This is a genomic window from Diplocloster hominis, assembly GCF_032380655.1.
GTDB lineage: Bacteria > Bacillota > Clostridia > Lachnospirales > Lachnospiraceae > Diplocloster > Diplocloster hominis.
In genome coordinates this window covers 19,788-43,363 of the sequence record NZ_JAWDIY010000041.1, presented here as the reverse complement: position 1 = coordinate 43,363, position 23,576 = coordinate 19,788, and the positions used below count along the sequence as shown (strand labels likewise).

The window sequence follows — 23,576 nt, the reverse complement described above, 5'->3', positions numbered from 1 at the left end:
TAAAAATAATTTCGAAATAAGAATACCATACAACATTTCATAATCAAAAAAAGAGAAGAATCCCCAGTGTTTATGCGGGTTTTCTTCTCTTTTCTCTTTTTCAAGTGTCGAAAACGGGATTTTAACATATATAGATGGCTGGAGCAACCGCTTTGTAGGAAATGTATGTAATTGGCTTTTTCCTCTAAAATATTAATGTTGTATGATTTTTCCAATTACCGCATATAATAACTGCGTAAATTCCAAAGAAAACCCAAAAAAGAAGGAGGGCCCTATGAACCAACAACATTATCCTTTTACTCTGCCGCCGCTTCCGTATACTTATGATGCCTTGGAACCGGCTATCGATATGGAGACGCTGCATTTTCATCATGACAAGCATTTCAAAACCTATGTGGATAACCTTAACAAGGCTCTGGAAAACCATCCGGAGTATCATGACTGGACACTTCCCATGTTACTGTCCCGCCTGGATGAACTCCCGGAGGATCTGCAGAAACCTGTCCGGAATAACGGCGGAGGCGTTCATAATCACGCACTGTATTTCGATTCGATGAAGCCGGGAAAGAATGAACCTTCCGGAGCCATCCGTTCCGCAATCGAATCTCAGTACGGCTCCGTGGACCACTGGAAAAGTGAGATGAAAACCGCCGCGCTGGGACAGTTCGGTTCCGGTTATGCATGGCTGGTAAAAGACGAAAACCAGCATCTGCTGGTCATCAATCTTCCGAATCAGGACAGCCCGCTTACTAACGGTTACTGTCCGCTGCTCCTGGTAGATGTCTGGGAACATGCTTATTATCTGAAATACCAGAACCTTCGGGCCGACTATGCAGACGCCTGGTTTGGTCTGATTAACTGGGATGTGGTAAACAGCCGTTTTGCGGAATAAGCAGCCATTTGATCCAAAGAAATTAAGAAAAGGCAGGATGACGGCACGAAAGTCCGATCACTTGCCTTTTCTATTTCAGTTATGAACGCTTATGGTCTGTATTTGAGGTGTCAGCTACGCCGATGCGCTCCCCCATCTTCACTATGGTCTCGCCGCCGGCGCGGGTATTGTCGATCAAATCCTGATCCGGCCGGACACGGCCAGCGGGAAGCAGTACCACGATCGTGGAACCGCCGAACTCAAACCGGCCTTTCTCCTGTCCCTTACTCACAAAAGTTTTCCGGGGCTGATGATTCGTGATCCGGCCGACCATCAGCGCGCCGACCTCCATGATCAATAAGCTGCCGAAATCCTTCGTCTTTAACACACAGTACTCTCTGGTGTTTTCCTTATAGATTGGATAGCAGTCATTGGCAATGGGATTCACCGTGTGAAACATCCCCGGAATCTTCCGGTTTGCTGATTTTAATCCATCCGCCATATAACAGTACCGGTGGTAATCATCCACCGTCAGGCGAAACACACAGGCAAAGCCCCCTTCATAACGTTTGGCCAGGCTCCCCGACCGAAGCAGTTCGTTTAGCGTATACCAGGTATTCTTGATCTGAAAACTCCGGTCATCCTTAATAGGCCATACACTGAGTTTCCCGTCACAGGGACTGATCAGCACCTGCTCCCCCTCCGCGATGGGTCTGGCTGCCACCTGTAATCTCCTGGTGAAGAAATCATTAAAAGACTGAAATGTTTTCCGTTCACACTGGCTCAGATCGATCCGGTTCCACCGGACGAACGGCTTCACCAGCAATGCGGATACACGGGAATTTAACAGCCATCCTCCCGCTTTGGATACGGCGGGACGAATCAGAGGCTTTAACAGCAGCCGGCCTGCTGCGTGGGTATAGAGAGCTTTTAGCAGCCGGTCCTGCCCGGACGATTTCTCTGTCAGGCGGCCCTCTCTGTCAAAATATTTCAATGGACTCCTCCTTTGAGTATGGCCCCATTCAGCAGTCCTCCCCGGAACCGGATCGGATACCTGGTAAAGATCAGCATGACCAGCAGCGCTGCGGCGACCACAAGCACCAGAATCGCAAGCGTTGAATTCTTCGGCTTCTTTAATTTAAAATCCACCACAAACAGGATACCAACGAGAAGCAGAATAACATGCAGCAGGATCCGGAATACAAAATTTGGCACAAAGAACTGTACCATGAACACCAGAGGCAGGGCCACTGCCATGGAAGTGATCGGAAGCCCCCTGTAAAACTTTTCTCCGTCCTCCGATACCAGCGCATTCTTGGATTCCATCACATTAAAATAACCCAGCCGGATGACCGAAGCCGTACAATACAGCACGATAACCGCTATTCCCAGTATCCCCCGCACACCCAGCAGATAACAGATCAGCGCCGGAAATGCGCCGAAACAGACCATGTCACACAGGGAATCGATCTGGATTCCAAACGCTTTCGCGTCTTCGGACCGGTTCTTCATGGCTCGGGCGATCTTACCGTCGAACATATCACAGAACCCCGACAGCGCCAGGCAGAAAATGGCAGTTTTAAACCTTCCATGGATCGCCTGTGTCATCCCGAATACGGAAGATGCCAGACTTATATAAGTTAAGATAACTGAGTGATTATAAAATCCTATCATATGCTTTTTCCTCTACTTTGTTGTTCAAACAATACCCGTTCGGGTTTTGGTTTACCGATTACAAAATGTGCCACTACCGTCATGGCAGCGCTGAACAGCAGCTGGCTGTAGTAGGCCAGCCCTCTGCTTAGGATCATACCCGGCAGCAGCAATGCCGTGCCGAACACCGGAGGGAATATCATCAAAAACAGCTTTTCGCTGATCCCCATCCCTCCCGGCAGCGGAAGCATATCCACTGCTACAGAGATAGCCGCCTGCAGCATCATCACATCATAGATACTGGTACCGCTGAGTCCGAACGCCCGGTAGACCAGATAGGTGACAAAAAACAGGGCAAAGCGCTGTACAAAAGTAATCAGTGTGACATTGACAATCACTTTCTTGTTCTTTTTGAAATATGCTGCCGTTGCCGTATACTGCTCCATGGAATCCGTGAGCCTACGGGCCCGCTCCGGTTTGTCCTTGAGAATGTGCATCCTGACCAGCAGCTTCAGGCAGCCCTGCATGATATTCTTTGCCAGCACCGGATGAAACACCAGCACCAGCATAATGGCGCAGCAAAACACATTCAGTACAACCCCCAGATAAAATACAGGGAGAATACCGGTCAGATACCGGTTCACGAATCCGCGCTGGAATATGACCAGAAAGAGCCCGGTAAAAACAAGGATCGATTTATACGTGATGGTGACCACCATCAGTACCAGCGTAGAGACGGATATCGGAATTTCATTTTTCTTCATATAATAGATCTGCGCCGGCTGCCCGCCGCTGGCCGACGGTGTGATGCAGCTGAAGAAAAATCCCACGCAGGAATACAGAAAGCAGGTTCTCTTCCTCGTACGGATGGAAAGCGTCCCCAGCATATAATGGATGATGATCGATTCTCCCCAGATAAAGAAGATTACAAATATCATCCCGAACAGCAGATACCAAAGTTTCACCTTCGTCAATGCATGTAAAACCGCATGCAGATCTTCACCTTTAAACACTCCATATATCGTAAGTCCGAATACCGCTGCCAAAAACAGCAGATTCAGTATATTTTTCTTTTTTCCCTTCAACGTAAACTCTCTTTTCCACTGTCCAAAGCCTTTTTGCCAAACAACAGTCCGGTAATCCGATCCATCCATCTTTCTACAGATCGGTAAAACTGCGTGTGGTGTGTCAGATAATAAGCCGCTTCCGCTATGACCATTCCACCAATCACGTCAATGATATAGTGCTGCTTCGTCACCTGGGTGGAGACAAAGACCAGTACGGCGAACACACAGGAGAATATCCGGTATGCCCGGGGAATAGACTTCTGCCCCCGGATGCCGATAAAGCAGAACCAGCTGACCAGACAGTGAATCGACGGAAACAGATTCGTAGCTTGGTCGATCTGATAGATCATTCGCAGCAGCTCTGTCCACATGCCGCTTCCTTCCAACACCGGTCTTACATTCGTAGTAGGTATCAGAAGGTAAAAAACACCACAGACCAACCGCGATATCATATCTGCCGTCACAAACCGCATACAGTGCTCTTTACTGATTCTCGCAATCATTATGTAATTCACAATCCAAAACAGATAACAGCCTAAATATATACTAACAAACCATGGCACGACCGGAACCAGCCGGTCAAACGCAGTTGTAAAGTCATAATGCTTCCAGCCGGAAGCGAATCCCGCCAATCCAAAATAAACCAGACAATTTACAATAACACAACTGATCAGGGGTATAATCGCATATGTCGGCACCAGCTGTTTGGAATACCCCGTAGTTTTCCTTACCATATAGCAGCTCCTAACTTGTAAGACCATCACATATTATAGCAAATTTCGCCGTTCTCTTATAGGTTATTGGGTAATCTTAATATTTCTTAATATTTCATAGGAAATGGGACTGGCACTTTACGGCAGTCCCCCCGCGAAAAAAAGGATGTATGTCGATTACTGACTTACATCCAATCTTTTCCCTATTCTATTATTGGCCGCCAGCCACGTCTTCAAACCAGGCATACAGGGAATGCCTCATCTCCTCCGCCTGCTGGGGATGCCTTGCAACGAGATTCTCCTCTTCTTTCCGGTCCGCCGACAGGTCGTAGAGTTCCCCCTGTATGACCGCTGGCAGCGCGCGGTCTGGTATCGGCCGTTCGATGACGGCCTGATATTTTTCCGGATGGTACTTGATATCCTCGTCGATGTCATATTCCCACTGAGGCAGTTCCAGATAGGATGCCACCGGCGGATGGATGAATTTCAGATTCCCCCTGCGGACCGCACTGTTACAGTATTTCTCCGGCCGGTAACGGTTCCACTGCCAGTAGAGCGGCCGCTCCGGCAGGGAAGCCCCGTAAAAAGCGCCGTCTGCGTTGATCCCATCCAGCTTTAGCTCCTTCGGGTATTGCAGTCCGCACATGTGCATCAGGGTGGGCAGCCAGTCAATTCCATGAATCACTTCCGCAGAGCGGCTTTTCGCTGCTATTTTCCCTTTAAAGACCACCACCGCCGGTACCTTGATTCCGCCTTCGTACACCCGCATTTTACTTCCCCGCAGCCCGCAGTTATAGCGCATCAGCGCGGAGTTTCCCGACTCATCTCCCAGATCCGGACCATTGTCACTGGTGAATATAAGAATCGTGTCCTGATACAGGTTTTCTTCCTCCAGGGCATGGAGTACTCTTTGGATTCCGGCATCCATACATTCGATCATCCCATAGACCGCTGCCACTTCTTCCGTAAATTTCCCAGCCGCGCGGTATTTTTCCACATAGGTCTCAGGCGCCATCAGCGGATAGTGCGGGCAGTTGTAGGCCAGATGCAGGAAAAACGGCCGTTCTTTGTGTTCTCTGATGTAATTCACCGCCTGATCACTGAACAAGTCCGTCAGGTACTGTCCTTCGCAGGCAACCGGCTGCCGGTTGCATTCTATATGGTATTGATAATAATCACTCCATCCTCCCCGGAATCCGTAGAAATAATCGAACCCCCGGTTATTCGGATGATAGGCCGGATCGATGGCGCCCAGATGCCATTTACCGATCAGTCCGGTGTCGTAACCATTAGCCCGGAACACATCGGCCATGGTCGTCTCATCCGGATTCAGACGGTCCAGGCCTCTGGCTTCCAGTGTGTCCACCACGCCGGTCCGATGGGGATACCGGCCGGTCATGATACCGGCCCTGGCCGGGGCGCACACCGGGGAGGCGCTGTAGCATTCCTCCAGTGTGCAGCCTTCTTCCACCAGGCGGTCCAGGGCGGGTGTATGCACGTCCGGGTTAAACGCGCCAAAGTCTCCATATCCCATATCATCGGCCAATATATAGATCACATTTGGTTTTTTCATTCTTAACTCCATTCCGCCGCTAACGGCAAGACGCTTAATCCAAAGGATTGATGATTTTCTGGATTTCCTCAGAGTCCAGATTGTCTTTCGTCACCAGCGCGACGCCGGTGTCTATCAGAGGTTCCACTTCTTTCCCGTTCAGCGCGTCCACTGCTTTTGCCACTGCGTCATAGCCCATCTTGTAGGGGATCTGTGTGACGATGCTGGATGTGATGCCGTCCTTGATCTGGGCACAGGTCTGTTCTGTGGCATCGAAACCGATATGTGTGATTTCTCCCACCTTGCCTCTCTCGGACAGAACTGTAGCTGCCGCGATGGTTCCGGTCTCGTTGTTGGTATAGATTCCCTTAATATCCGGGTTGGATGTGATCCAGTCATTGATAATAGAGATCGCTTTGTTCATGTCATTGTCCATGTACTGGGTCTGGATCAGCTCCATATCCGGATAATTTTTTTCAATATAAGCTACGGCTCCGTCACTTCTGTCTCTGTTATTCTTTACCCCTTCTGCGCTCCCCAGCACAGCATATTTTCCAGAACCGCCCAGCGCCTCGCCCAGAGTCTTGCCTGCCAGTTCCCCGGCCGCGTAGTTATCAGTCGCCACATGGCAGACCGGGACGTCGCTGTTGATTGTGGAATTGAAGGTAATAATCTTGATTCCTTTGCTGTCCGCCTCCTCGCAGATCGGGACCAGTGCTTCGGAGTCCAGGGTAGACAGGGCGATGGCATTGGCGCCTTTCATAATCGCGCTTTCCACCAGCTGTATCTGCTGTTCATATTCGGTCTCGGTATCACAACCGTCCACCACCACTTTGACCCCCAGATCCTTACCGGCCTGTTCCGCGCCCAGCTGGACGGTTTTCCAGAAATCTCCGGTGAAGCTTTTCATAATCACTGACACATAGTAATCACCATTGCTCTCACCGGATGCCTGCGTTTCCTGACCTTCCCCGGTCCCTCCGGCCGGTTCTGCGGATTCCTTCTGTCCTTGTGCCTGCGCTTGCGTACCCGCCGCGGGCGTCTCTTCTTTTGCTCCGCATCCGGCCAGTAAACTTGCCGCTAACATTCCACCCAATATCAAACTCCATAATTTTTTTCCCATTCTGTAATGCCCTCCTTTATTTTTAACTTCCGCTTAGGAAGTTTTTATCATGGTTTTATCATGGTTCCATCGTGTTTTTATGAACCGCTCTTGGCATTCCTTAATTTATCCATATAGACCGCACCGATTACTACCAGGCCGGTAATTACTGTCTGCCAGTTCTGTGATACGGACATCAGATTTAACCCGTTCAGCAGGATGCCCATAACCAGCGCTCCCAGGATCGTTCCGCTCACCGTTCCGTGACCGCCGGTCATGGAAGCTCCCCCGATGACTGACGCGGCGATGGCGTTACATTCATAACCGGTCGCTATGGTCGGCTGCCCTGAATTCACCCTGGCCGCCAGCACGATCCCCGCGATGGCCGCCATAACTCCGCTGTAAGAATAGGCAAACATCCGGATCTTAGCCGTATTGATCCCGGACAGTTTGGCCGCGTCCTCATTGCTGCCCACGGCGTAGATGTGCCGTCCGATCACCGTTTTCTTTAAGATAAAGGCTGATATAATTCCAAGCAGCACCAGATATATGGCCGGAAACTGGATCACTCCAAAGAGCTTTCCCTGTGCGATCTTTTTGAAAAAATCCGAGTTGGTTACATACACCGGGGACGCATCCGTAACTACCAGCGCCAGTCCCCGCAGTACCATCTGCATTCCCAGCGTGGCCACGAAAGGCGGAAGGCCCATTTTGGATACACAGAATCCATTGACCACTCCGATGACCGCTCCCAAAAGGATACACAGCAAAACCGCAATCGGAAGCGGGATACCAGCCGAGATCATCATGGCGCAGACCACGCCGGCCACAGCGATCGTTGAACCGATGGATAGATCCACCGCCTGCGATATGATGACGAATACCATGCCGTAAGCGGTTATGCCCGTAACCGCGGTCTGGGTGATAATCAGCAGAAAATTATCGGTCGACAGGAAATAGGGGCTTTTAAAAGCGAAAAAGATACATAATAAAATCAATGCCAGCAATACGGTCAGCCGCTGAAGCTGTTCATTATCCAGCGAGCGGAATTTTTCTTTGATGGTTGTCATCACATTACCTCCCTTTTACGTGTATGCGTATTGGATGCCATATGCAGGATCGTTTCCTGGTCGGCCTCGTCCCTAGTCACTTCCCCTGTGACCCTTCCCTCGCACATGACGATGATCCGGTCGCTCATACCCAGGATCTCAGGCATATCCGAGGAAATCATGATCACGCCGACGCCGCTTTGCGCTATCTGATTGATCAGTGAATAGATCTCATACCTGGCTCCCACATCGATGCCCCGGGTTGGTTCGTCAAATATGATCAGGTCCGCCTTCCTGCACAGCCATCTGGCGATCAGCACCTTCTGCTGGTTGCCGCCGGACAGGAATTTGGCGATCTGCCGGTCGGACGGGGTTTTGATCCGAAGTTCCCGAATCTGATCCGCCACGACCTTCCTGGCCTTCTTTTCATGAATGACGTTATGGCTGGCATAGTAGGGCAGGCTGCCGATGATGATATTCATCCCCACTTCCATATCCAGGAAAATGCCGTCCTTTTTCCGGTCCTCCGTCAGATAGAGCATCCCTCTCTTAATCGCGTCATAGGGTCTTTTGATATGCAGCTGCTGTCCATTTAAATAAAACTCTCCGGACTCCACAGGATCGGCCCCGAAGATCGCTCTGGCAAGCTCTGTTCTGCCCGCTCCCATGAGTCCCGCCAGACCTACCACTTCCCCTCTGCGCACACAGATCCCCGCGTCCTTTAGCACCTTTTTGCGGCTGACATGCCTGGCCTCAAATACCACTTCTCCTGGTTTTACCGTCCTCTTGGGATACTGCTCCGTGATACTGCGGCCTACCATCAGGGTCACCACCCCGTCGATGTCCGTATCTTTCCATAGCATGGAATCCACATAGGTGCCGTCCCGAAGGACTGTGACCCGGTCCACGATCCGTTCGAATTCCTCCAGCCGGTGGGATATGTAGACGATTCCTTTTCCCTCGTTTCTCAGAGAGCGGATGATATCGAACAGTGTGTTCACTTCATTCTCCGCCAGCGCGGAGGTGGGTTCATCCAGAACCAGGATATCGGAATCCACCGCCAGCGCTTTGGCGATCTCAACCATCTGCTTTTGCGCTACACTTAAGTTCCCGACGATTTCCGTAGTCCTTATGTCGATCGAAAGTTTCTGCATCAGCTCTTTCGCCCTCTGATGCATCTTTTTGTCATCCACCATACAGCCCGCCGCTTTTGTCGGTTCCCGGGTTATAAAAATATTCTCCGCCACATTCAAATCCGGCAGCAGATTCAGCTCCTGATGGATGATACTGATTCCCTGTTCCTGTGCATCCCTGGGATTCCTGGCCTGGAACTCTTTCCCTTTGAAATGTACCGTACCGCTTTCGGCTCTATAGATACCGGTCAGCACCTTCATCAGCGTGGACTTTCCGGCGCCGTTCTCACCGATCAGGGCATGTACCTCGCCGCGTCTCACGGTAAAGTCCACACCGCTTAAGGCTTTCACTCCCGGAAATTCTTTACAGATATTCTTCATTTCCAGTATGATTTCTCCCATTCTGACACCCCCTTAATTTCGTTTTGTGATCCTTTCGATAGATAAAGTTTAACATTTCTGGTCCAGCCGCCTCAATTGGGTGAATTTATGAATAGGTGTGTGATTTTATTTTTTTGTCGAATTTATGCAGTAACAGAACCCCTGCAAATATATTTTTGTGTAATAATCATTATATAACAGATCATCTGTCCAAAGTTTTGGTAAAATTTTGCACGGTCTCGGCCATCTTCGGTAAGTGGGGATTTTAATAAACTAAGGGATGAGGAAGGGAAGCGGCCGTCGATCTGCAGTACAAGCCGCAACTATAAGACCATATCAATGAACAAACTTTAATAGAAAAACAGCCTTCCAAATGGTAGCTACTCATAAAACAGTATCAACCAACAAACTGAAATAGGGTAGCTGCCATACAGGGTGCAGAAAAAGGCGAGTGAGAAACAAAGCGTTTCTTGCCCGCTTTTTTCATGCTCTTTTCTGGCTTTGCTATTTAAGAACATCAAAAAAGAGGCTTGACAAAAAGGAAAATTCGATTTAGAATTACTTAGGAAACTAAGAAAGGAGAGTGCTATGACTTCACTTACCAAAAATGCGGCAAGATATGTTAGCAAGCTGTCCAACAAACTGCGTAGAAAATTAGATATGCTTTCCTCAAGAGAAGAATTTAGCGGTTCCCAGGGAAGAACGCTCCATTTTTTGCTTGCGCAGACAGACGATATATTTCAAAAGGACATAGAGGAAGAATACAGCATACGCCCTTCTACTGCAACGGAATTGTTAAAGCAAATGGAAAAGAATGGGCTTATTGTCCGTGAGCCAGTAGCTTATGACAACCGCCTAAAAAAGATTGTGGTAACGGATAAAGCCTTATTGTATAAACAACAAGTTGTAGCGGACTTGACTGCATTAGACGAAACCCTTGTAAAAGGTATTTCGGAAGCAGATTTACAGGTCTTTTTCAAGGTAATTGAGAAAATGATGGATAACTTGTCTGAATGAAAATTTTAGATGTGTTATCCAAAATTTTCACACAAATACTTAGGAAACTAACTTATGAAAATGAAAGAGAGGTACAAAAACATGAACGAAACAAATAATTTTTCGACAGGGAAATTGTTCCCTATGATTTTGAGGTATTCTATTCCGGCGGCGATTTCGCTTCTGATTACGGCAATTTATAACATTGTTGACCGTATTTTTGTAGGAAACTTTAATGGTACTTCCGCATTAGCCGGATTATCAATCTGCTTTCCTCTTTCCTACATGATGATGGCTTTTGGGCTTACTTGCAGCGCAGGCGGTTCCTCGCTGTTCAGTTTATTTGCAGGAAAAGGCGAACAGAAAAATATGAACCGTTCTTTTGGAAACTCATTGATATTAGTCGTTATTTTTGAAGTTCTGCTGTCTGCGCTTCTGCTTATTTTTGCAAATCCTATCCTCAAAGTATTTGGAGTAACGGAAACGGCATACGAGTATGCGTTTGAATATTATAGGATTGTGGCGCTGGGCTGTCTGTTTCAAGGGCTTACACAAGTTTTTTGCGACTTCGTGCGTGTTTCTGGAAAGCCTGTTCTGGGTATGTGTGTTACGGGTATCGGTGCAGTAACGAACATCATTCTCGACGCTGTTTTTGTGGCAGTTTTGGACTGGGGTGTTACCGGCGCGGCATGGGCGACTGTGATAGGACAAATTCTTTCCGCACTGTTTGGTACATACCTCGTTTTGAAAGGCTACACAAAAGTAGAAATTGAAAGAGGAACTTTTTCTTTTGATTTTAGACTTTCTGAAAAAATTATATCCTGTGGCTTTGCCTTTTGGATTGCACAAATGGCTATGGGGCTGATCAGTCTTGTTTATAACAGTCAATTAGGCAAATATGGCGGCGATATAGCGATCAGCGTGTATGCGGTTGTTGCAAGCATTATGACCTTTGTAATTATGCCCGCCAGCGGTATCAGTCAAGGTATTCAACCGATTGTCGGCAATAACTTCGGCGCAAAAAATTACAAAAGAGTTATGGCTACCTTGTATCAGGCTTCTGCTTTCTCGGTAGGCATTACCTGTATCATCTGGCTCATTGTTATGTTCTTTCCGGAAGCAATCCTGTTGGCTTTCGGTGCTTCTGATGAAATGCTGGAAATTGGCGTTTCGGGACTGCGGACAAACTTTTGCATTACGCCTATCTTAGGATTTGTAATGCTTGTAACGACATTTTTTCAGTCGATTGCAAAACCAGTTCCCTCAATCGTGATTACATTTTTAAGGCAAATTTTGTTTTTAATATCGTTTATCTACATCTTCCCTGTAATCTGGGATATGAACGGAATTTTTGTGGCTCAACCTGTAAGCGACGCATTGGCACTGATACTTTCTACTGTTCTCGTCATCAAAGAAAAGCGACAGCTTTATAGCATGGCGGATTGTTCAGCGGGAAATAGCCCTCGAATATCTCATGGAAGAAAAGTATTATCAGTTCGGTATAGAAGATGAATATTGCAAAGCACCAGGGCAATTCTTTCCTTCCAAATAACAATTCAAAACAGCATTCATATATTCATCAATCTCCTGCTGCTTTTCGGCTATCTCATTATTCCATTCCCCTTTGGCGTTATTAAAATCTTCCAGCTGGACGATCAGATTGAGATCTCCGCCGGTGAATTCCAGAACCATATTCCACCACCGTTCTGCCAGCTCCTGGCTTAGATCACTGTCCGCTGCCTCCCCGCGCCGTTTCAGTATAAGCGCCTCCTCCACCATTTCTTTATAAGTCTCATAAATTTTCAGACCGGAGTCAGCATCCTCCCCGAACCGATTCCGTATATGATGCCTCAGCGGTTCATCCATGTGTTTCCAGACCCAGTACCCCTGATTCCCTGTCCTCAGGAACTCGATTATTTCCGCGTATTTGGTAAAATCCACTTCCTGGTCAGCCAGAACCTCCTCCTTAAGTTTACTGACCGCCTGTAAAGCCTCCTGCAAAGCTTCGATCTCCTCCCGGATCGTCCTCTTCTGATGTTCCAGGGCCATAGCCACGTCCTGAGGAGTATCCAGTGTAAGCAGCCGGCTTTTGATCTCCTCCAAAGAAAACCCCAGATACTTAAACGATAAGATCTGATGGAGCTTGACAATATCCTTCTTAGAATACAGCCTGCGCCCGCCCTCACTTTTCGCCGAAGGCTTCAGCAGCCCCTCCTGATCATAATACTGCAGCGTGCGTACGGTAGTCCCCATTAAACGCGCCAGTTCCCCCACCGTTAGAAATTCTTTATCCACAACCGCAAACCTCCGTTTAAATCAAATCATTGTAATAAACCATTCTGGTACAGATCTTTTCCATTTCCACCGCATTGGTTGAAAGAATCAGCACGCTCTTCCCCTGCTTTTGCAGATCATAAATATAATGAAGCAGCGGATGGCTCTGGGTCACCTCATCGGTCAAATTAGACAGCTGCATAACCAGCAGCTCCCACCGGTACTGGGAATATCTTTTGATCATCAGCTCCAGTATCTCCGAACGGTGCATCTGTTTCAGCGGCTTTTTGCCCGCATCCGTGTCTCCGCCTCCGAGAAACTTTCCGGTGAAATACTTTTCCAGCGGCTTATTCAGTACTCCGGGAATCCGGCACAGCTTATCGTAGGCCAGGATTTCCACATTATCCCGGGCGGAGAGATCCCGGAATGCGGTCCGTTCCACCGTATCATAAAACAGACCCACCCCCTGCTGCAGCAAGACTTCCAGACTGCCGGTCATAAGCTGCTGTCCGTCCATTTCAAGTCTCCCCATTTTTTTCTTCATAAATATACCGTCGATTATGCCGTCACTTACTTTTTCCCCGGCTGCCACTCCGAGGATTTCACCGCTCCCCAGCTGTATCGTATCTGAACCGAACGCCGCGATGGCAGGTACGGTAATGTTGATATGGCCTGTCTGCAGGGAAGTTTTTTTCTGCAGAGGGATCAGATGCTTATAAATATTCTGATGATACTGCCGCAGCATCGCCTCGTTATGGATCTTATACGGACCGTCATCCCGGTAAAACGTTCTGGCCATGCTGTTTTCGTGCATATAGTAATTCAGATCCGTCTGATCGAACAGAGGCGTATGCACACTGGAAAAATAAATCACCGCGCCGCCCTGCCGGCGGAAGTTTTCTGTACATTCCACCAGCTCCTGCTGTTTTTTTTCATCGGTAATCTCATTGATATGGTCGATCGCCAGCAGTTTCACGTGGTAAACTTCGATGGCTTTCGCCAGCTCCAGAAGATAACGCTCATATTTTGTCAGCTTGTCCACGGGAAGGTCCAAAGAGATATCCAGATGGTATTTCATCAGGATCTCTGCCGCTTCCTTCCTGCACCGGGCGTTGGATAAGATCAGCCGCCTTCCGGTCTTTTGTTTCAAAAAAAGCAGATTGTCCATCACGCTCATATTGCGGATACAGCTGCCTGCGTCGACCAGAAACGTGTAAGGATCGTTTCCGCTGGTGCGGGCCGCTTCCCTTAAGCTGTCATTCATCTCGATTGTCCCCTCGTCCGGCGCTGTCTGCAGTAACAAAAGCTCCGTCAGCCTTCTGCGCGCCTTTGTACTGGCACAGAGAATCCCCACCTGATCGCCTTCGCAGATCACACAGTTGATATGCCGCATGACCCGGCCGGCTGAGAAGGTCTTTCCCACATCCCGGAAACGGCATAATTCAGCTTTCATGTACCTGCTCCCCTTTTTCTTTGATCGGAGGAAGCAATATTTTCACTTCCGTCCCCAGCTGCTCCAGGCTGTTGATTTCCAATCCGTATTCCTCGCCATAGTACAGTTTTATCCGCTTATTTACATTGATCAGCGCAATGCCGCCCTTCTTCGGCTTTTCTGCGGTTCTGTCCGCTGCCCGGTCGCTGAATCTGTCAAGCAGCTGTTCCAGTTCCGCCTGCTTCATCCCTATTCCATTATCCTGGATCAGTATTTCCAGATAACGGTTGGTGAAGGTGGAGCGAATATGGATAATTCCCATACCGGTTTTGGGCTCCAGCCCGTGGTTAATGGAATTTTCAACGATGGGCTGTATGATCAGCTTTGGTATCTTATATTCCATCAGCGCAGCGTTGTTATAATCACAGTCATTGATCAGATAGAACCTGTTTTCAAACCGGTATTGGATAATTTTGAAATAATTGTCCAGATTATCCAGTTCTTCCTCCAGTGTGATGATGTTATTTTTCATATTAATGCTGTACCGGAAAAATTTGGCCAGCGCCTCCACCATATCGGCGGTGTCGCCAAGCCCTTCCTCCACGATATCGCCCCGGATCGCATCCAGCGCGTTGTAAAGGAAATGCGGATTAATCTGGCTTTGCAGCATATTCAGCTCCGCTTCCTTTTTTAACAGCTTCTTTTCATATTCCCGCTCTGCCAGTTCTTTTTCCCTGGAAGCCGCCTCCAAAAGTTCCGGAAATATGGTCATGTCACGATTTGATATTTCTTCCTCCAGCGTCTGGGCACTGAAGATCTGATGCAGCCGTTCCTGTGTCTTCCTGTTATGCTTCCGGCAAATAACCAGTTCATAAAGGGTACCCGCTATCCCAATGATATCCAGCAGAAGGATGAGAAAAAGACCGCCCTTCACACCGCTGCCGTCTAAGCGTTTCAGCGGTAAGAGCAGCCACAGGCCAATGAGGAGGGACAAGAGCAAAAGGATTCCGGTGCCTGATAGCCAGACGAGAAATGAGCCATTCCTGTTTTTAAATTTCATGGTATTCCTCCTACGCATTCATCCGGCGGTATTCCTGGGGTTTGATTCCCACCCGCTTGGCAAACAGCCTGCTGAAATGGCGTGCGTCGGAATAACCGCAAAGTTCAGCGATCTCCGAAATATTTTTCGTCGTATCTTTCAGCAGCCGTTTCGCATGATCGATCCGGACCTGTATCAGATAGTCCGTGATCGTAACTCCCGTCTCCTGTCTGAACAGGCCGCTGAAATAGTGATAGCTCAGATCCACCTGCGCGCATACCTCTTCCAGGGATACCGGCTCTTTATAATGTTGTTCGATATACTCGATGGCGATGGTGATCGGCTGCTTGTGCCTGCTGTTCATGGTTTCAATATAGGCGGCCATGATCTGCGTAATGTATTCACAGACAGCCCGCTTCAACTGTTCAAGGCTGTTCAGCGCCAGGAAATATTCATTCTGAGCGGTTATTTCCTCCTGCAATATTTTAATCCCGTCTTTCTTAACCTCTTCCCTGAACTGATTTAAAAGTTCCATCAGCAGGATTTCCAGCTGCCATGGGCTCTCCTTCAGCTTGGGGGACCATTCTTCAAAACTCTGTTCCAGAAATTCTTCCATCCGTCCGGTCTGGTAGTTATGGATCATCTCATCAAACTTGTGAATCCACTGTTTCGTCAGCATGGGAACCGCTTCCTTTAGCTGAATCCGCTCGGCCGAGACTGGTTTTGAGGTACCGAACACCGGCTTCATCCTGGTACAGGCAAAGGCGTCCCGGACACTTTTGCTGATCCCCGAATGGCTTTCATAAAATCTGCCGACTCCCAGTATGGATACCATCTCCGGATAGACTAACAGGGCGGACGCCCAGTCCGAATGGAGCTTTAAAAACGCTTTGTTCATTTCTTCTTTTTTGCCTGCCGGGATATTATAGATACATTCGATGACATTCTTTTCTTCGATCATGGCCCAATCATAGCACAGACCGGAAAGCAGCCGATCCGCCATATTATATATTTTATAAGAGACTGATGGGCAATCCTGCGCATCCATAAGCCTCCGGTTCGCATGATCCGGACAGAATATCCGAATGAGAAACGCTCCATACAGCCCCTCCCGGAACCGGAACCCATTCTGCCGGTTAAACCGCTCCAGATCGGCCTCGCAGTCCCCGACCTGGTGCAGGCAGTTAAACAGGAACTGGTTCCTGGCCAGTTTGGTAAACTCTTCCTCCAGTTTCTGCTGCTTTTTGCCGATATCACTTCGCTCTATCCGCTGTGACTCTTTGATTTTCAGAATTCTGGCCAGACTGTTGTTCAGATCCGAAGCGTTGATCGGTTTTATCAGGAAATCGATCACACCGCTTTTCAATGCGTCATAGGCGTAGTCAAACACCTTGTACCCGCTGATGATAATAACGGATATCTTCTCCTGTATCTCCTGCACTTTCCTGGCAAGAACCAGACCGTCCACACCGGGCATCTTGATATCCGTAATCAGGATATCCGGATGCAGCTCCCTGACTTTTTTCAGCGCTTCCTCGCCGTCGTACGCTTCTCCCGCGTATTCCAATCCCAGGTTTTCCCAATCCACAAGGTTTTTTACCAGTTTCACTACCCGCTTTTCGTCGTCCGCGATTAATACCTTGTACTTCTCTTCCATTGGATAAAGCCTCTCTTCCTTCTTCTGCCCTTCCTCATAGAATTTCCATAAAGGGAAGCTCTATGCACATGTCCTTTTATTCAAATGGATATTTCATCCCCAGTTTTGCCCGGATCGCATCCATCAGTTCCATGATCCTTAAGGTTTCCTGAAGCGGCATAAGAGGCGATTCCAGAAGCCCTTCCCGAAGGCAGCGGCAGGCCTCCCGGATCTCATATTCATATCCTCTGATTCCGGCTTCCTTTTCGTAAACAGCCGTTATTTCCTTTTGTTTGTTATAAACCGTCATCTTTTTCCAGTGATTGAATTCATCGATGAGGATCATCCCCTGCTGTCCGCTGATCAGCCCCTGGGTCATAAGCATGGACTCCATGGAACAATGCAGTACCGCCATACTTCCGTCCTTATAACGCAGGGTAATGCTGTCCTGGAGGTCCACTCCCTTCTCCGACATTTTAGCAAAAACATCAAAGTCCTCCACCTGGTCCCCCAGCACCATCGAGGCAAACGTAAGAGCGTATACCCCCATATCCAGCAGCGCACCGCCGGCGAGCTCAGGTTCATCCAACCGGGCCCATCCGCGCAGATTATTGCCAAGGGAAGCTTCCACCGACTCCACCTTTCCGATGGCGCCGCCGTCCAGCAGCTCCCTCAGGGTGTGAAGCTGGGGGAAATACCTGGTCCATACCGCTTCCATCAGAAGTACGCCCCGCGCCTTGGCCATTTCGATCATTTCCCTTGCCTGGCCTGCGTTGGCGGTAAATGCTTTCTCACACAGGATATTTCTCCCGTGGGCCAGACACAGCTTCATATGCTCATAGTGATGGGAATGGGGCGTCGCGATGTAGATCAGATCCAGGTCGTCATCTGCCGCTAATTCTTCGTAACTGCCGTAGGCTTTTTCAAACCCGTACTTCCCGGCAAACTCTTTCGCCCGTTCATAATCCCTTGCCGCCACCGCGGTGACTGCCGCCTCATCCATGCGCCCGATCACAGCCGCCAGCGTATTTGCGATACCTCCTGCTCCTAAAATTCCTATCCTGATTTTTTCCATAGAAAATCTCCCTCTCCCTTTATAAAATTTCGTGTCACCCACTCTTCTCCGCTATGAGTAGTACTATTCTTAATACATCATATGACAGCCCTTAAGCAGTCCGCAAGTCTTTTTTTTCATAAAAGCGGTTGAATCGACAGAAAGAATTCTATATAATGGAAATGTTGAGTAAAGAAATGAACATTCGAGGAGAGAGATTGATGAGAACAGGTTTTGACAATGAGAAATATGTAAAATTACAGTCCGAGCATATCAGAGAGCGGATTTCGTCTGCGGGAAATAAACTGTACCTGGAATTCGGCGGGAAGCTTTTTGACGACTTTCATGCTTCGAGAGTGCTGCCCGGCTTCAAACCTGACAGTAAGATTAAGATGTTGATGCAGATGAAAGATCAGGCAGAGATCCTCATCGTCATCAACGCTTCCGATATTGAGAAAAACAAAGTCCGCGGAGATCTGGGAATCACCTACGATTCCGATGTTCTCCGTCTGATCGATGCCTTTCATAACATCGGGTTGTATGTGGGAAGCGTCGTAATCGCCCAGTTCGCCGGCCAGAGCGCCGCGGAAACCTTCCAGAAACGGCTGGAGTCCCAGGGGATCAAAGTCTATCTGCACTATCCGATTCCCGGTTATCCCACCAATATCCCACTGATCGTAAGCGATGAGGGGTACGGAAAAAACCAATATATCGAAACCACAAAACCACTGGTCGTGGTGACCGCTCCCGGTCCCGGCAGCGGCAAGATGGCCGTCTGCCTGTCCCAGCTCTACCATGAGTACAAAAGAGGAATTAAAGCCGGCTATTCCAAGTTCGAGACCTTCCCGATCTGGAATCTGCCGCTCAAGCATCCGGTCAATCTGGCCTACGAGGCCGCTACTGCCGACCTGAACGACGTGAATATGATTGACCCGTTCCATCTGGAGGCCTACGGCAAAACCACCGTCAATTATAACCGGGATGTGGAGATCTTCCCGGTTCTGAACGCGATTCTGACCAGAATCCTGGGTGAGAGCCCCTACAAATCTCCCACCGACATGGGTGTCAATATGGTGGGCAACTGTATTACTGATGATGACGCGGTTCAGGACGCAGCCCGCCAGGAGATCATCCGCCGCTATTACACAGCTCTCTACGAAAAACAACAGGGGCTGGTAGACGACGAACAGATCTACCGCTTTGAGCTGCTGATGAATCAGGCCAACACCAGCATCGAAGACCGCCGGGTGGTAAGCGCCGCTTTAATCCGCTCCGAGGAGACGGACCAATTGCCCGCCGCCGCTATCGAGCTGACGGACGGCAGAATCATCACCGGCAAGACCACTTCTTTGCTGGGAGCTTCCTCCGCCGTCTTGTTAAATGCCCTCAAGGCCCTGGCCGGAATCGACCACGATGAGCACCTGATCTCCCCCACCATCCTGGAGCCGATCCAGCACTTAAAGGTCGATCACCTGGGCAACCGGAATCCCAGGCTCCACACGGACGAGACCCTGATCGCACTCTCCATCAGCGCCGCCACGAATCCCCATGCGGAGCAGGCCATGGCCGAGCTTGAAAATCTCCGGGGCTGCGAGGTCCATTCTTCAGTCATCCTGGCGCAGGTCGATGTGAATACCTTTAAGAAGCTGGGTGTGAACCTGACTTTTGAACCTCGGTATCAGACGAATAATTTGTATCATAAGTAGCTATTGCTTTGCTTGAGGGGCCGGAAGGCGGGGGAAGGCGCTGACGGGGGCTTGAGGGGGCGATCCCTGCGGGGCTCAAATCGCTTCGGCCAGACCTAAGAACGAGTAACTACAAAGATCGAAGAACCTCTTATTAGCAGGGCCTGGAACAAACTCGCCAAAGGGCGGCTCGGACAGTGTTCCAGGCCCTGCGAGGTTCTTCGATCTTTTCCGTAACTCGTTCTAAGGCCTGGCCTCAAGCGTTTGAGCCCCGCAGGGATCGCCCCCTCAAGCCCCCGTCAGCGCCTCCCCCCGCCTTCCTACTCTGGTAAGGTATGAGTATGAAAAAGTACCAGGTAACTCCTGTATATCATAAGCTAGGTTTCCATGGTACCGATAAAAAGCAGACAATAAACATTGTCCGGTATATACCGATGTAACTAAAACTATAATTCTAAAAATTATAGTCTAAGAAACTATAACCTTCACCAATGCAGGGAGTCTGGCGGACCGAAGGGCGGATTCTGGAAAGGGCGCTCCAAAGGCAGCGGAACCCAAACCGCTTGAGGGCAGATCTTAGAATGGGTTACGGAGAAGGAGGAAGAACCTGGCAGGACCCGGGGGCGTGTCTGAGCCGAATGGCGAGTTTGCCCACGGGTTCTGCTAATAAGAGGTTCTTCCTCCTTCGTTGTTACCCATTCTTAGATCTGTCCGAAGCGGTTTGGGTTCCGCTGCCTTTGGAGCGCCCTTTCCAGAATCCGCCCTTCGGTCCGCCAGACTCCCGGTCCCCCAGGCCCCGGCTTCCCAGGCTTAGTCCTCCTTCACAGCGACCGCCTCGATCTCCACTAGGCCTCCCTTGGGAAGGGCCGCTACCTGTACGCAGGAACGGGCGGGGGTGTCTCCTTCAAAATAGTTCGCGTAGATTGCGTTGACTGCGGCGAAATCGCCTATGTTATCCAGGAATACTACGGTTTTTACGACGTTTTTTAAGGAAAGGCCGGATGCTTCCAATACGGCTTTCAGGTTTTCCAAAGCCTGGGTGGTCTGCGCTTCCACGCCTTCTTTTAGTTCTCCGGATACGGGGTCAAGACCCAGCTGTCCGGAGGTGAATAATACATCGCCGGCCATTACGGCATGGGAATAAGGTCCTACTGCTGCGGGTGCATTCTGTGCGGTGATTACTGTTTTTTTCATAATTCAATCTTCCTCTCTTTTTATCTGAGTTATCTATCCTATATTATGGGGACATGCCCGTTTCAGACATGCCCTCCATCCTACTTTTTCGGTTTTCGATAGAATGTGTCGTCTAAGGGGAGCTTGGTTCGAAACGTCCCATCTAACCGATAGTAAGCATTCTGACAGGCCGGGGCGGTAGGGACACTGCATATCTCTCCAATTCCCTTGGCTCCGTAGGCCATTTCAGCGGGATTGCCGGAATTGACGAAGATCACTTCCACCGGAGGCACGTCGGTGGCCCGAAGCAGTCCGAGCCGGCCGTATCTGAGGGTGGGATACCCGCCTTCCACCGGGAAATCTTCGGTCAGGCCATATCCTAATCCCATGACTACTCCGCCTTCGATCTGGCCTTGTGCCGACTGCGGATTGATCACGGTCCCTGCGTCGTGCGCGGCTACTACTTTTTCCATCTTTCCTTCTTCATTCAGAATTACCACCTGGGTCGCGTATCCATAGGCTACATGGCTGACCGGGTTTGGTTTCTCAGAACCCATCGGATCGGTTTTGCCCAGGTATTCACCCGTGAAGAGCCGGCCTTCCAGGGCTTCCAGGGAACCGGCTGCCTCAAGCGCTTCTTTTAATTTGAGCGCAGCCCTTCTGGCGGCCTCTCCCATAAAGAGTGTCTGCCTGGACGCAGTGCTGGTTCCGGAATCCGGGGTTCTTGCGGTATTACCCCGCTCATATACGGTCAGGGAAGGCTTGATCCCCAGAGTCTGGCAGACGATGTGGGTCGCAGTGGTTCCGATCCCCTGGCCCATGCAGGCGGCCGAGGTCAGGATATGCACATGGCCGTCCCGAATCTCCAGGTTACATCTGCCGGTATCGGGTATCCCTACGCCCACACCGCTGTTTTTCATACAGCTGGCGATCCCGGCGTAAGGGCTGGATTCGTAGACATCTTTTACCGCTTCCAGAGTCTCTAAAAGGGCTGTGTCGGGACTGGCGATCTGGCCGTTGGGCAGTACCTGCCCGGGACGGATCGCATTCCGGTAACGGATCTCCCAGGGAGAGATCCCGGCTAACTCCGCCAGCTCGTTAATATTGCATTCGGTGGCAAAGCAGCTCTGGGTCACACCAAAGCCCCGGTAGGCTCCGGCCGGTATATTGTTCGTATAGACTCCGTAGCCTGTGATGTCCACATCGTGATAGTTATAGGGGCCGGCCGCATGGGTACAGGCCCGCTGCAGGACCGGCCCGCCCAGGGATGCGTAGGCGCCTGTATCTGAATAGATGACGGCCTTCATTCCGGTCAGGTATCCGTTTTCATCACAGGCCGTGGTAAATTCCATCTCCATGGCGTGGCGCTTCACATGGCAGCGGATGCTCTCTTCTCTGCTGAATTTTACTTTTACCGGACGTCCCGTAAGCCAGGCCGCCAACGCGGCGTGGTGCTGGACGCTCATGTCTTCTTTTCCGCCAAAACCGCCGCCCACCAGCTTCGTCTCACTGATTACTTTTTCTGCAGGCAAATTCAGGATATGGGCAATCTCATGCTGTTCGTCATAGATGGACTGGGAGGCTGTGTACAGATGCAGGGTTTCTCCCTGCCGGAAGGCAATCGCACACTCCGGCTCCATGAACGCATGGTCGGTAAATGGCACCTGATATACGTGGGAAACCACGTATTTGGACCCGGCGATCGCTGCATCCGCGTCTCCTCGTTTCAGCACTTCCTTGGTCAGCAGGTTCCCGCCCTCGTGGATCTTCGGCGCGTCCTCTTTGAGCGCCTCTCTTGGCGAGGTAACCGGGGGCAGCTCCGTGTCATCCACCTCGATCAGATCCAGGATTTCATCCAGCGTTTCCTTGCGTTCTGATACCACCAGCGCCAGCGCATCCCCGATATAACGGGTAATATCGCCCTCCGCGATCATAACGTCCCAGTCTTTTTTCAGATGGCCATGTTTATTATTCGGCACATCTTTTGCCGTGTAGACCGCCACACAATCCGGATGTGCCTCCGCCTTTGACAGATCTATTTTATTGATCCTGGCTCTCGGGTATTTACTCCTTAACGCTTTGGCATAGACCATATCCGGCAGCACGATGTCATCCACAAACTGTCCGGTTCCCAATACTTTTTCTCTGGCATCCACACGGGGGAACCGCTCGCTGACCAGCAGGTGGTCCGGTTCCTCCTGCGGGATCTCACGGTTTTCCCGGAAATATTCCGCAGCCATCAGGATCGCGTCCTCGATCTTTTGGTAGCCGGTACACCGGCAGATATTTCCGCGGATCGCCTTTTTCACATCTTCCCGGCTGGGCGTGAGTGTCTCATCCAGCAGCACCTTCGCGGATATTACCATGCCCGGTATGCAGAAGCCGCACTGCACCGCTCCCGCTTCCGCGAAACAGTAGGCATAGACCTCTTTTTCCCGGCTGCTTAAGCCCTCCACCGTGGTAATGCATTTCCCGTCCATCTTCGAGAGCTTCTGCACACAGGCCTTGACCTTCCTGCCATCCACAATAATGGTACAGGTGCCGCAGGCTCCCTCACTGCAGCCCTCCTTTACGGAGGTCAGCCGAAGCTCATCGCGCAGATAGTCGATCAGGCGGATATCTTTCTCGCTTTGACATTCCTTTCCATTAACAATAAATCGAAACATTTTCATGCTCCTTTCCTTAGATCTGCCTTGTATTTTAAGGCATATAGGTATACCCGAAGGGTGTTTCCTTAGATCTGCCTTGTATATTAAGGCATAAAGG

At 49.9% G+C, this 23,576-nt stretch carries 19 protein-coding genes; 4 read left to right on the top strand and 15 right to left on the bottom strand.

Annotated elements, in window-relative coordinates; genetic code table 11:
- Nucleotides 1-274 precede the first annotated feature (274 nt).
- Nucleotides 275-892: a superoxide dismutase gene (locus tag ABC831_RS23185; RefSeq protein WP_343250447.1), complete on the top strand. Its 618-nt coding sequence runs from the start codon at nt 275-277 to the stop codon at nt 890-892.
- Between the two features lie 79 nt (nt 893-971).
- On the opposite strand, the gene ABC831_RS23180 is transcribed toward ABC831_RS23185, so the two are convergent.
- The 8 genes from ABC831_RS23180 to ABC831_RS23145 form a co-directional block, all read right to left on the bottom strand.
- Nucleotides 972-1,865, bottom strand: a complete 894-nt coding sequence (locus ABC831_RS23180; RefSeq protein WP_343250446.1) for a phosphatidylserine decarboxylase — start codon at nt 1,863-1,865, stop codon at nt 972-974.
- Nucleotides 1,862-2,545, bottom strand: coding sequence for a CDP-alcohol phosphatidyltransferase family protein (locus tag ABC831_RS23175; RefSeq protein ID WP_343250445.1), 684 nt, complete (start codon nt 2,543-2,545; stop codon nt 1,862-1,864). Before ABC831_RS23175 ends, ABC831_RS23180 begins: the two co-directional genes overlap by 4 nt.
- A complete protein-coding gene (locus tag ABC831_RS23170) occupies nt 2,542-3,609 on the bottom strand; it encodes a lysylphosphatidylglycerol synthase transmembrane domain-containing protein (RefSeq protein ID WP_343250444.1) in 1,068 nt (355 codons plus the stop codon). The genes ABC831_RS23175 and ABC831_RS23170 overlap by 4 nt, the downstream gene beginning before the upstream one ends.
- Nucleotides 3,606-4,325: a phosphatase PAP2 family protein gene (locus ABC831_RS23165; RefSeq protein ID WP_343250443.1), complete on the bottom strand. Its 720-nt coding sequence runs from the start codon at nt 4,323-4,325 to the stop codon at nt 3,606-3,608. Before ABC831_RS23165 ends, ABC831_RS23170 begins: the two co-directional genes overlap by 4 nt.
- Nucleotides 4,326-4,515: 190 nt before the next feature.
- The gene (locus ABC831_RS23160) at nt 4,516-5,877 is read right to left on the bottom strand and encodes an arylsulfatase (RefSeq protein WP_343250442.1); all 1,362 of its coding nucleotides are present in this window, start codon (nt 5,875-5,877) and stop codon (nt 4,516-4,518) included.
- A 34-nt stretch (nt 5,878-5,911) separates the two neighbouring features.
- Entirely contained in the window at nt 5,912-6,979 is a 1,068-nt protein-coding gene (locus tag ABC831_RS23155) for an ABC transporter substrate-binding protein (RefSeq protein WP_343250441.1), read from the bottom strand.
- Between the two features lie 77 nt (nt 6,980-7,056).
- Nucleotides 7,057-8,028, bottom strand: a complete 972-nt coding sequence (locus ABC831_RS23150; RefSeq protein ID WP_343250440.1) for an ABC transporter permease — start codon at nt 8,026-8,028, stop codon at nt 7,057-7,059.
- Nucleotides 8,028-9,542 carry a sugar ABC transporter ATP-binding protein gene (locus ABC831_RS23145; RefSeq protein ID WP_343250439.1) on the bottom strand — a complete coding sequence of 505 codons (1,515 nt, stop codon included), beginning with the start codon at nt 9,540-9,542 and terminating at the stop codon, nt 8,028-8,030. Before ABC831_RS23145 ends, ABC831_RS23150 begins: the two co-directional genes overlap by 1 nt.
- Nucleotides 9,543-10,109: 567 nt before the next feature.
- Here ABC831_RS23145 and ABC831_RS23140 point away from each other — a divergent pair.
- Nucleotides 10,110-10,538, top strand: coding sequence for a MarR family winged helix-turn-helix transcriptional regulator (locus tag ABC831_RS23140; RefSeq protein ID WP_343250438.1), 429 nt, complete (start codon nt 10,110-10,112; stop codon nt 10,536-10,538).
- A 54-nt stretch (nt 10,539-10,592) separates the two neighbouring features.
- Nucleotides 10,593-12,029: an MATE family efflux transporter gene (locus ABC831_RS23135; RefSeq protein WP_343250437.1), complete on the top strand. Its 1,437-nt coding sequence runs from the start codon at nt 10,593-10,595 to the stop codon at nt 12,027-12,029.
- Here ABC831_RS23135 and ABC831_RS23130 read toward each other — a convergent pair.
- From ABC831_RS23130 to ABC831_RS23110, 5 genes are all read right to left on the bottom strand, one after another.
- Nucleotides 12,009-12,812, bottom strand: coding sequence for a MerR family transcriptional regulator (locus tag ABC831_RS23130; RefSeq protein WP_343250436.1), 804 nt, complete (start codon nt 12,810-12,812; stop codon nt 12,009-12,011). The two genes, ABC831_RS23135 and ABC831_RS23130, sit on opposite strands and share 21 nt — an antisense overlap.
- Nucleotides 12,813-12,828: 16 nt before the next feature.
- Nucleotides 12,829-14,244 carry a sugar ABC transporter ATP-binding protein gene (locus tag ABC831_RS23125; RefSeq protein ID WP_343250435.1) on the bottom strand — a complete coding sequence of 472 codons (1,416 nt, stop codon included), beginning with the start codon at nt 14,242-14,244 and terminating at the stop codon, nt 12,829-12,831.
- The gene (locus ABC831_RS23120) at nt 14,234-15,283 is read right to left on the bottom strand and encodes a sensor histidine kinase (RefSeq protein WP_343250434.1); all 1,050 of its coding nucleotides are present in this window, start codon (nt 15,281-15,283) and stop codon (nt 14,234-14,236) included. The genes ABC831_RS23125 and ABC831_RS23120 overlap by 11 nt, the downstream gene beginning before the upstream one ends.
- A 10-nt stretch (nt 15,284-15,293) precedes the next feature.
- Entirely contained in the window at nt 15,294-16,919 is a 1,626-nt protein-coding gene (locus ABC831_RS23115; RefSeq protein ID WP_343250433.1) for a response regulator, read from the bottom strand.
- Nucleotides 16,920-16,995: 76 nt separating this feature from the next.
- Nucleotides 16,996-17,973 carry a Gfo/Idh/MocA family protein gene (locus ABC831_RS23110; protein ID WP_343250432.1) on the bottom strand — a complete coding sequence of 326 codons (978 nt, stop codon included), beginning with the start codon at nt 17,971-17,973 and terminating at the stop codon, nt 16,996-16,998.
- A 200-nt stretch (nt 17,974-18,173) separates the two neighbouring features.
- On the opposite strand from ABC831_RS23110, the gene ABC831_RS23105 reads away from it, so the two are divergent.
- Complete coding sequence (locus ABC831_RS23105) at nt 18,174-19,658, top strand: DUF1846 domain-containing protein (RefSeq protein ID WP_343250431.1); 1,485 nt, start codon at nt 18,174-18,176, stop codon at nt 19,656-19,658.
- Nucleotides 19,659-20,447: 789 nt separating this feature from the next.
- Here ABC831_RS23105 and ABC831_RS23100 read toward each other — a convergent pair.
- A complete protein-coding gene (locus tag ABC831_RS23100) occupies nt 20,448-20,831 on the bottom strand; it encodes a RidA family protein (RefSeq protein WP_343250430.1) in 384 nt (127 codons plus the stop codon).
- An 80-nt stretch (nt 20,832-20,911) separates the two neighbouring features.
- A complete protein-coding gene (xdh, locus tag ABC831_RS23095) occupies nt 20,912-23,476 on the bottom strand; it encodes a selenium-dependent xanthine dehydrogenase (RefSeq protein WP_343250429.1) in 2,565 nt (854 codons plus the stop codon).
- Nucleotides 23,477-23,576: the final 100 nt, after the last annotated feature.

What these genes read in the sequence shown, in the direction of transcription:
- ABC831_RS23185 (WP_343250447.1), top strand. Translation starts at nt 275, where the DNA reads ATGAACCAACAACATTATCCTTTTACTCTGCCGCCGCTTCCGTATACT.
- ABC831_RS23175 (WP_343250445.1), bottom strand. Translation starts at nt 2,545, where the DNA reads ATGATAGGATTTTATAATCACTCAGTTATCTTAACTTATATAAGTCTG.
- ABC831_RS23165 (WP_343250443.1), bottom strand. Translation starts at nt 4,325, where the DNA reads ATGGTAAGGAAAACTACGGGGTATTCCAAACAGCTGGTGCCGACATAT.
- ABC831_RS23160 (WP_343250442.1), bottom strand. Translation starts at nt 5,877, where the DNA reads ATGAAAAAACCAAATGTGATCTATATATTGGCCGATGATATGGGATAT.
- ABC831_RS23155 (WP_343250441.1), bottom strand. Translation starts at nt 6,979, where the DNA reads ATGGGAAAAAAATTATGGAGTTTGATATTGGGTGGAATGTTAGCGGCA.
- ABC831_RS23150 (WP_343250440.1), bottom strand. Translation starts at nt 8,028, where the DNA reads ATGACAACCATCAAAGAAAAATTCCGCTCGCTGGATAATGAACAGCTT.
- ABC831_RS23145 (WP_343250439.1), bottom strand. Translation starts at nt 9,542, where the DNA reads ATGGGAGAAATCATACTGGAAATGAAGAATATCTGTAAAGAATTTCCG.
- ABC831_RS23140 (WP_343250438.1), top strand. Translation starts at nt 10,110, where the DNA reads ATGACTTCACTTACCAAAAATGCGGCAAGATATGTTAGCAAGCTGTCC.
- ABC831_RS23135 (WP_343250437.1), top strand. Translation starts at nt 10,593, where the DNA reads ATGAAAATGAAAGAGAGGTACAAAAACATGAACGAAACAAATAATTTT.
- ABC831_RS23125 (WP_343250435.1), bottom strand. Translation starts at nt 14,244, where the DNA reads ATGAAAGCTGAATTATGCCGTTTCCGGGATGTGGGAAAGACCTTCTCA.
- ABC831_RS23120 (WP_343250434.1), bottom strand. Translation starts at nt 15,283, where the DNA reads ATGAAATTTAAAAACAGGAATGGCTCATTTCTCGTCTGGCTATCAGGC.
- ABC831_RS23115 (WP_343250433.1), bottom strand. Translation starts at nt 16,919, where the DNA reads ATGGAAGAGAAGTACAAGGTATTAATCGCGGACGACGAAAAGCGGGTA.
- ABC831_RS23110 (WP_343250432.1), bottom strand. Translation starts at nt 17,973, where the DNA reads ATGGAAAAAATCAGGATAGGAATTTTAGGAGCAGGAGGTATCGCAAAT.
- ABC831_RS23105 (WP_343250431.1), top strand. Translation starts at nt 18,174, where the DNA reads ATGAGAACAGGTTTTGACAATGAGAAATATGTAAAATTACAGTCCGAG.
- ABC831_RS23100 (WP_343250430.1), bottom strand. Translation starts at nt 20,831, where the DNA reads ATGAAAAAAACAGTAATCACCGCACAGAATGCACCCGCAGCAGTAGGA.
- xdh (WP_343250429.1), bottom strand. Translation starts at nt 23,476, where the DNA reads ATGTTTCGATTTATTGTTAATGGAAAGGAATGTCAAAGCGAGAAAGAT.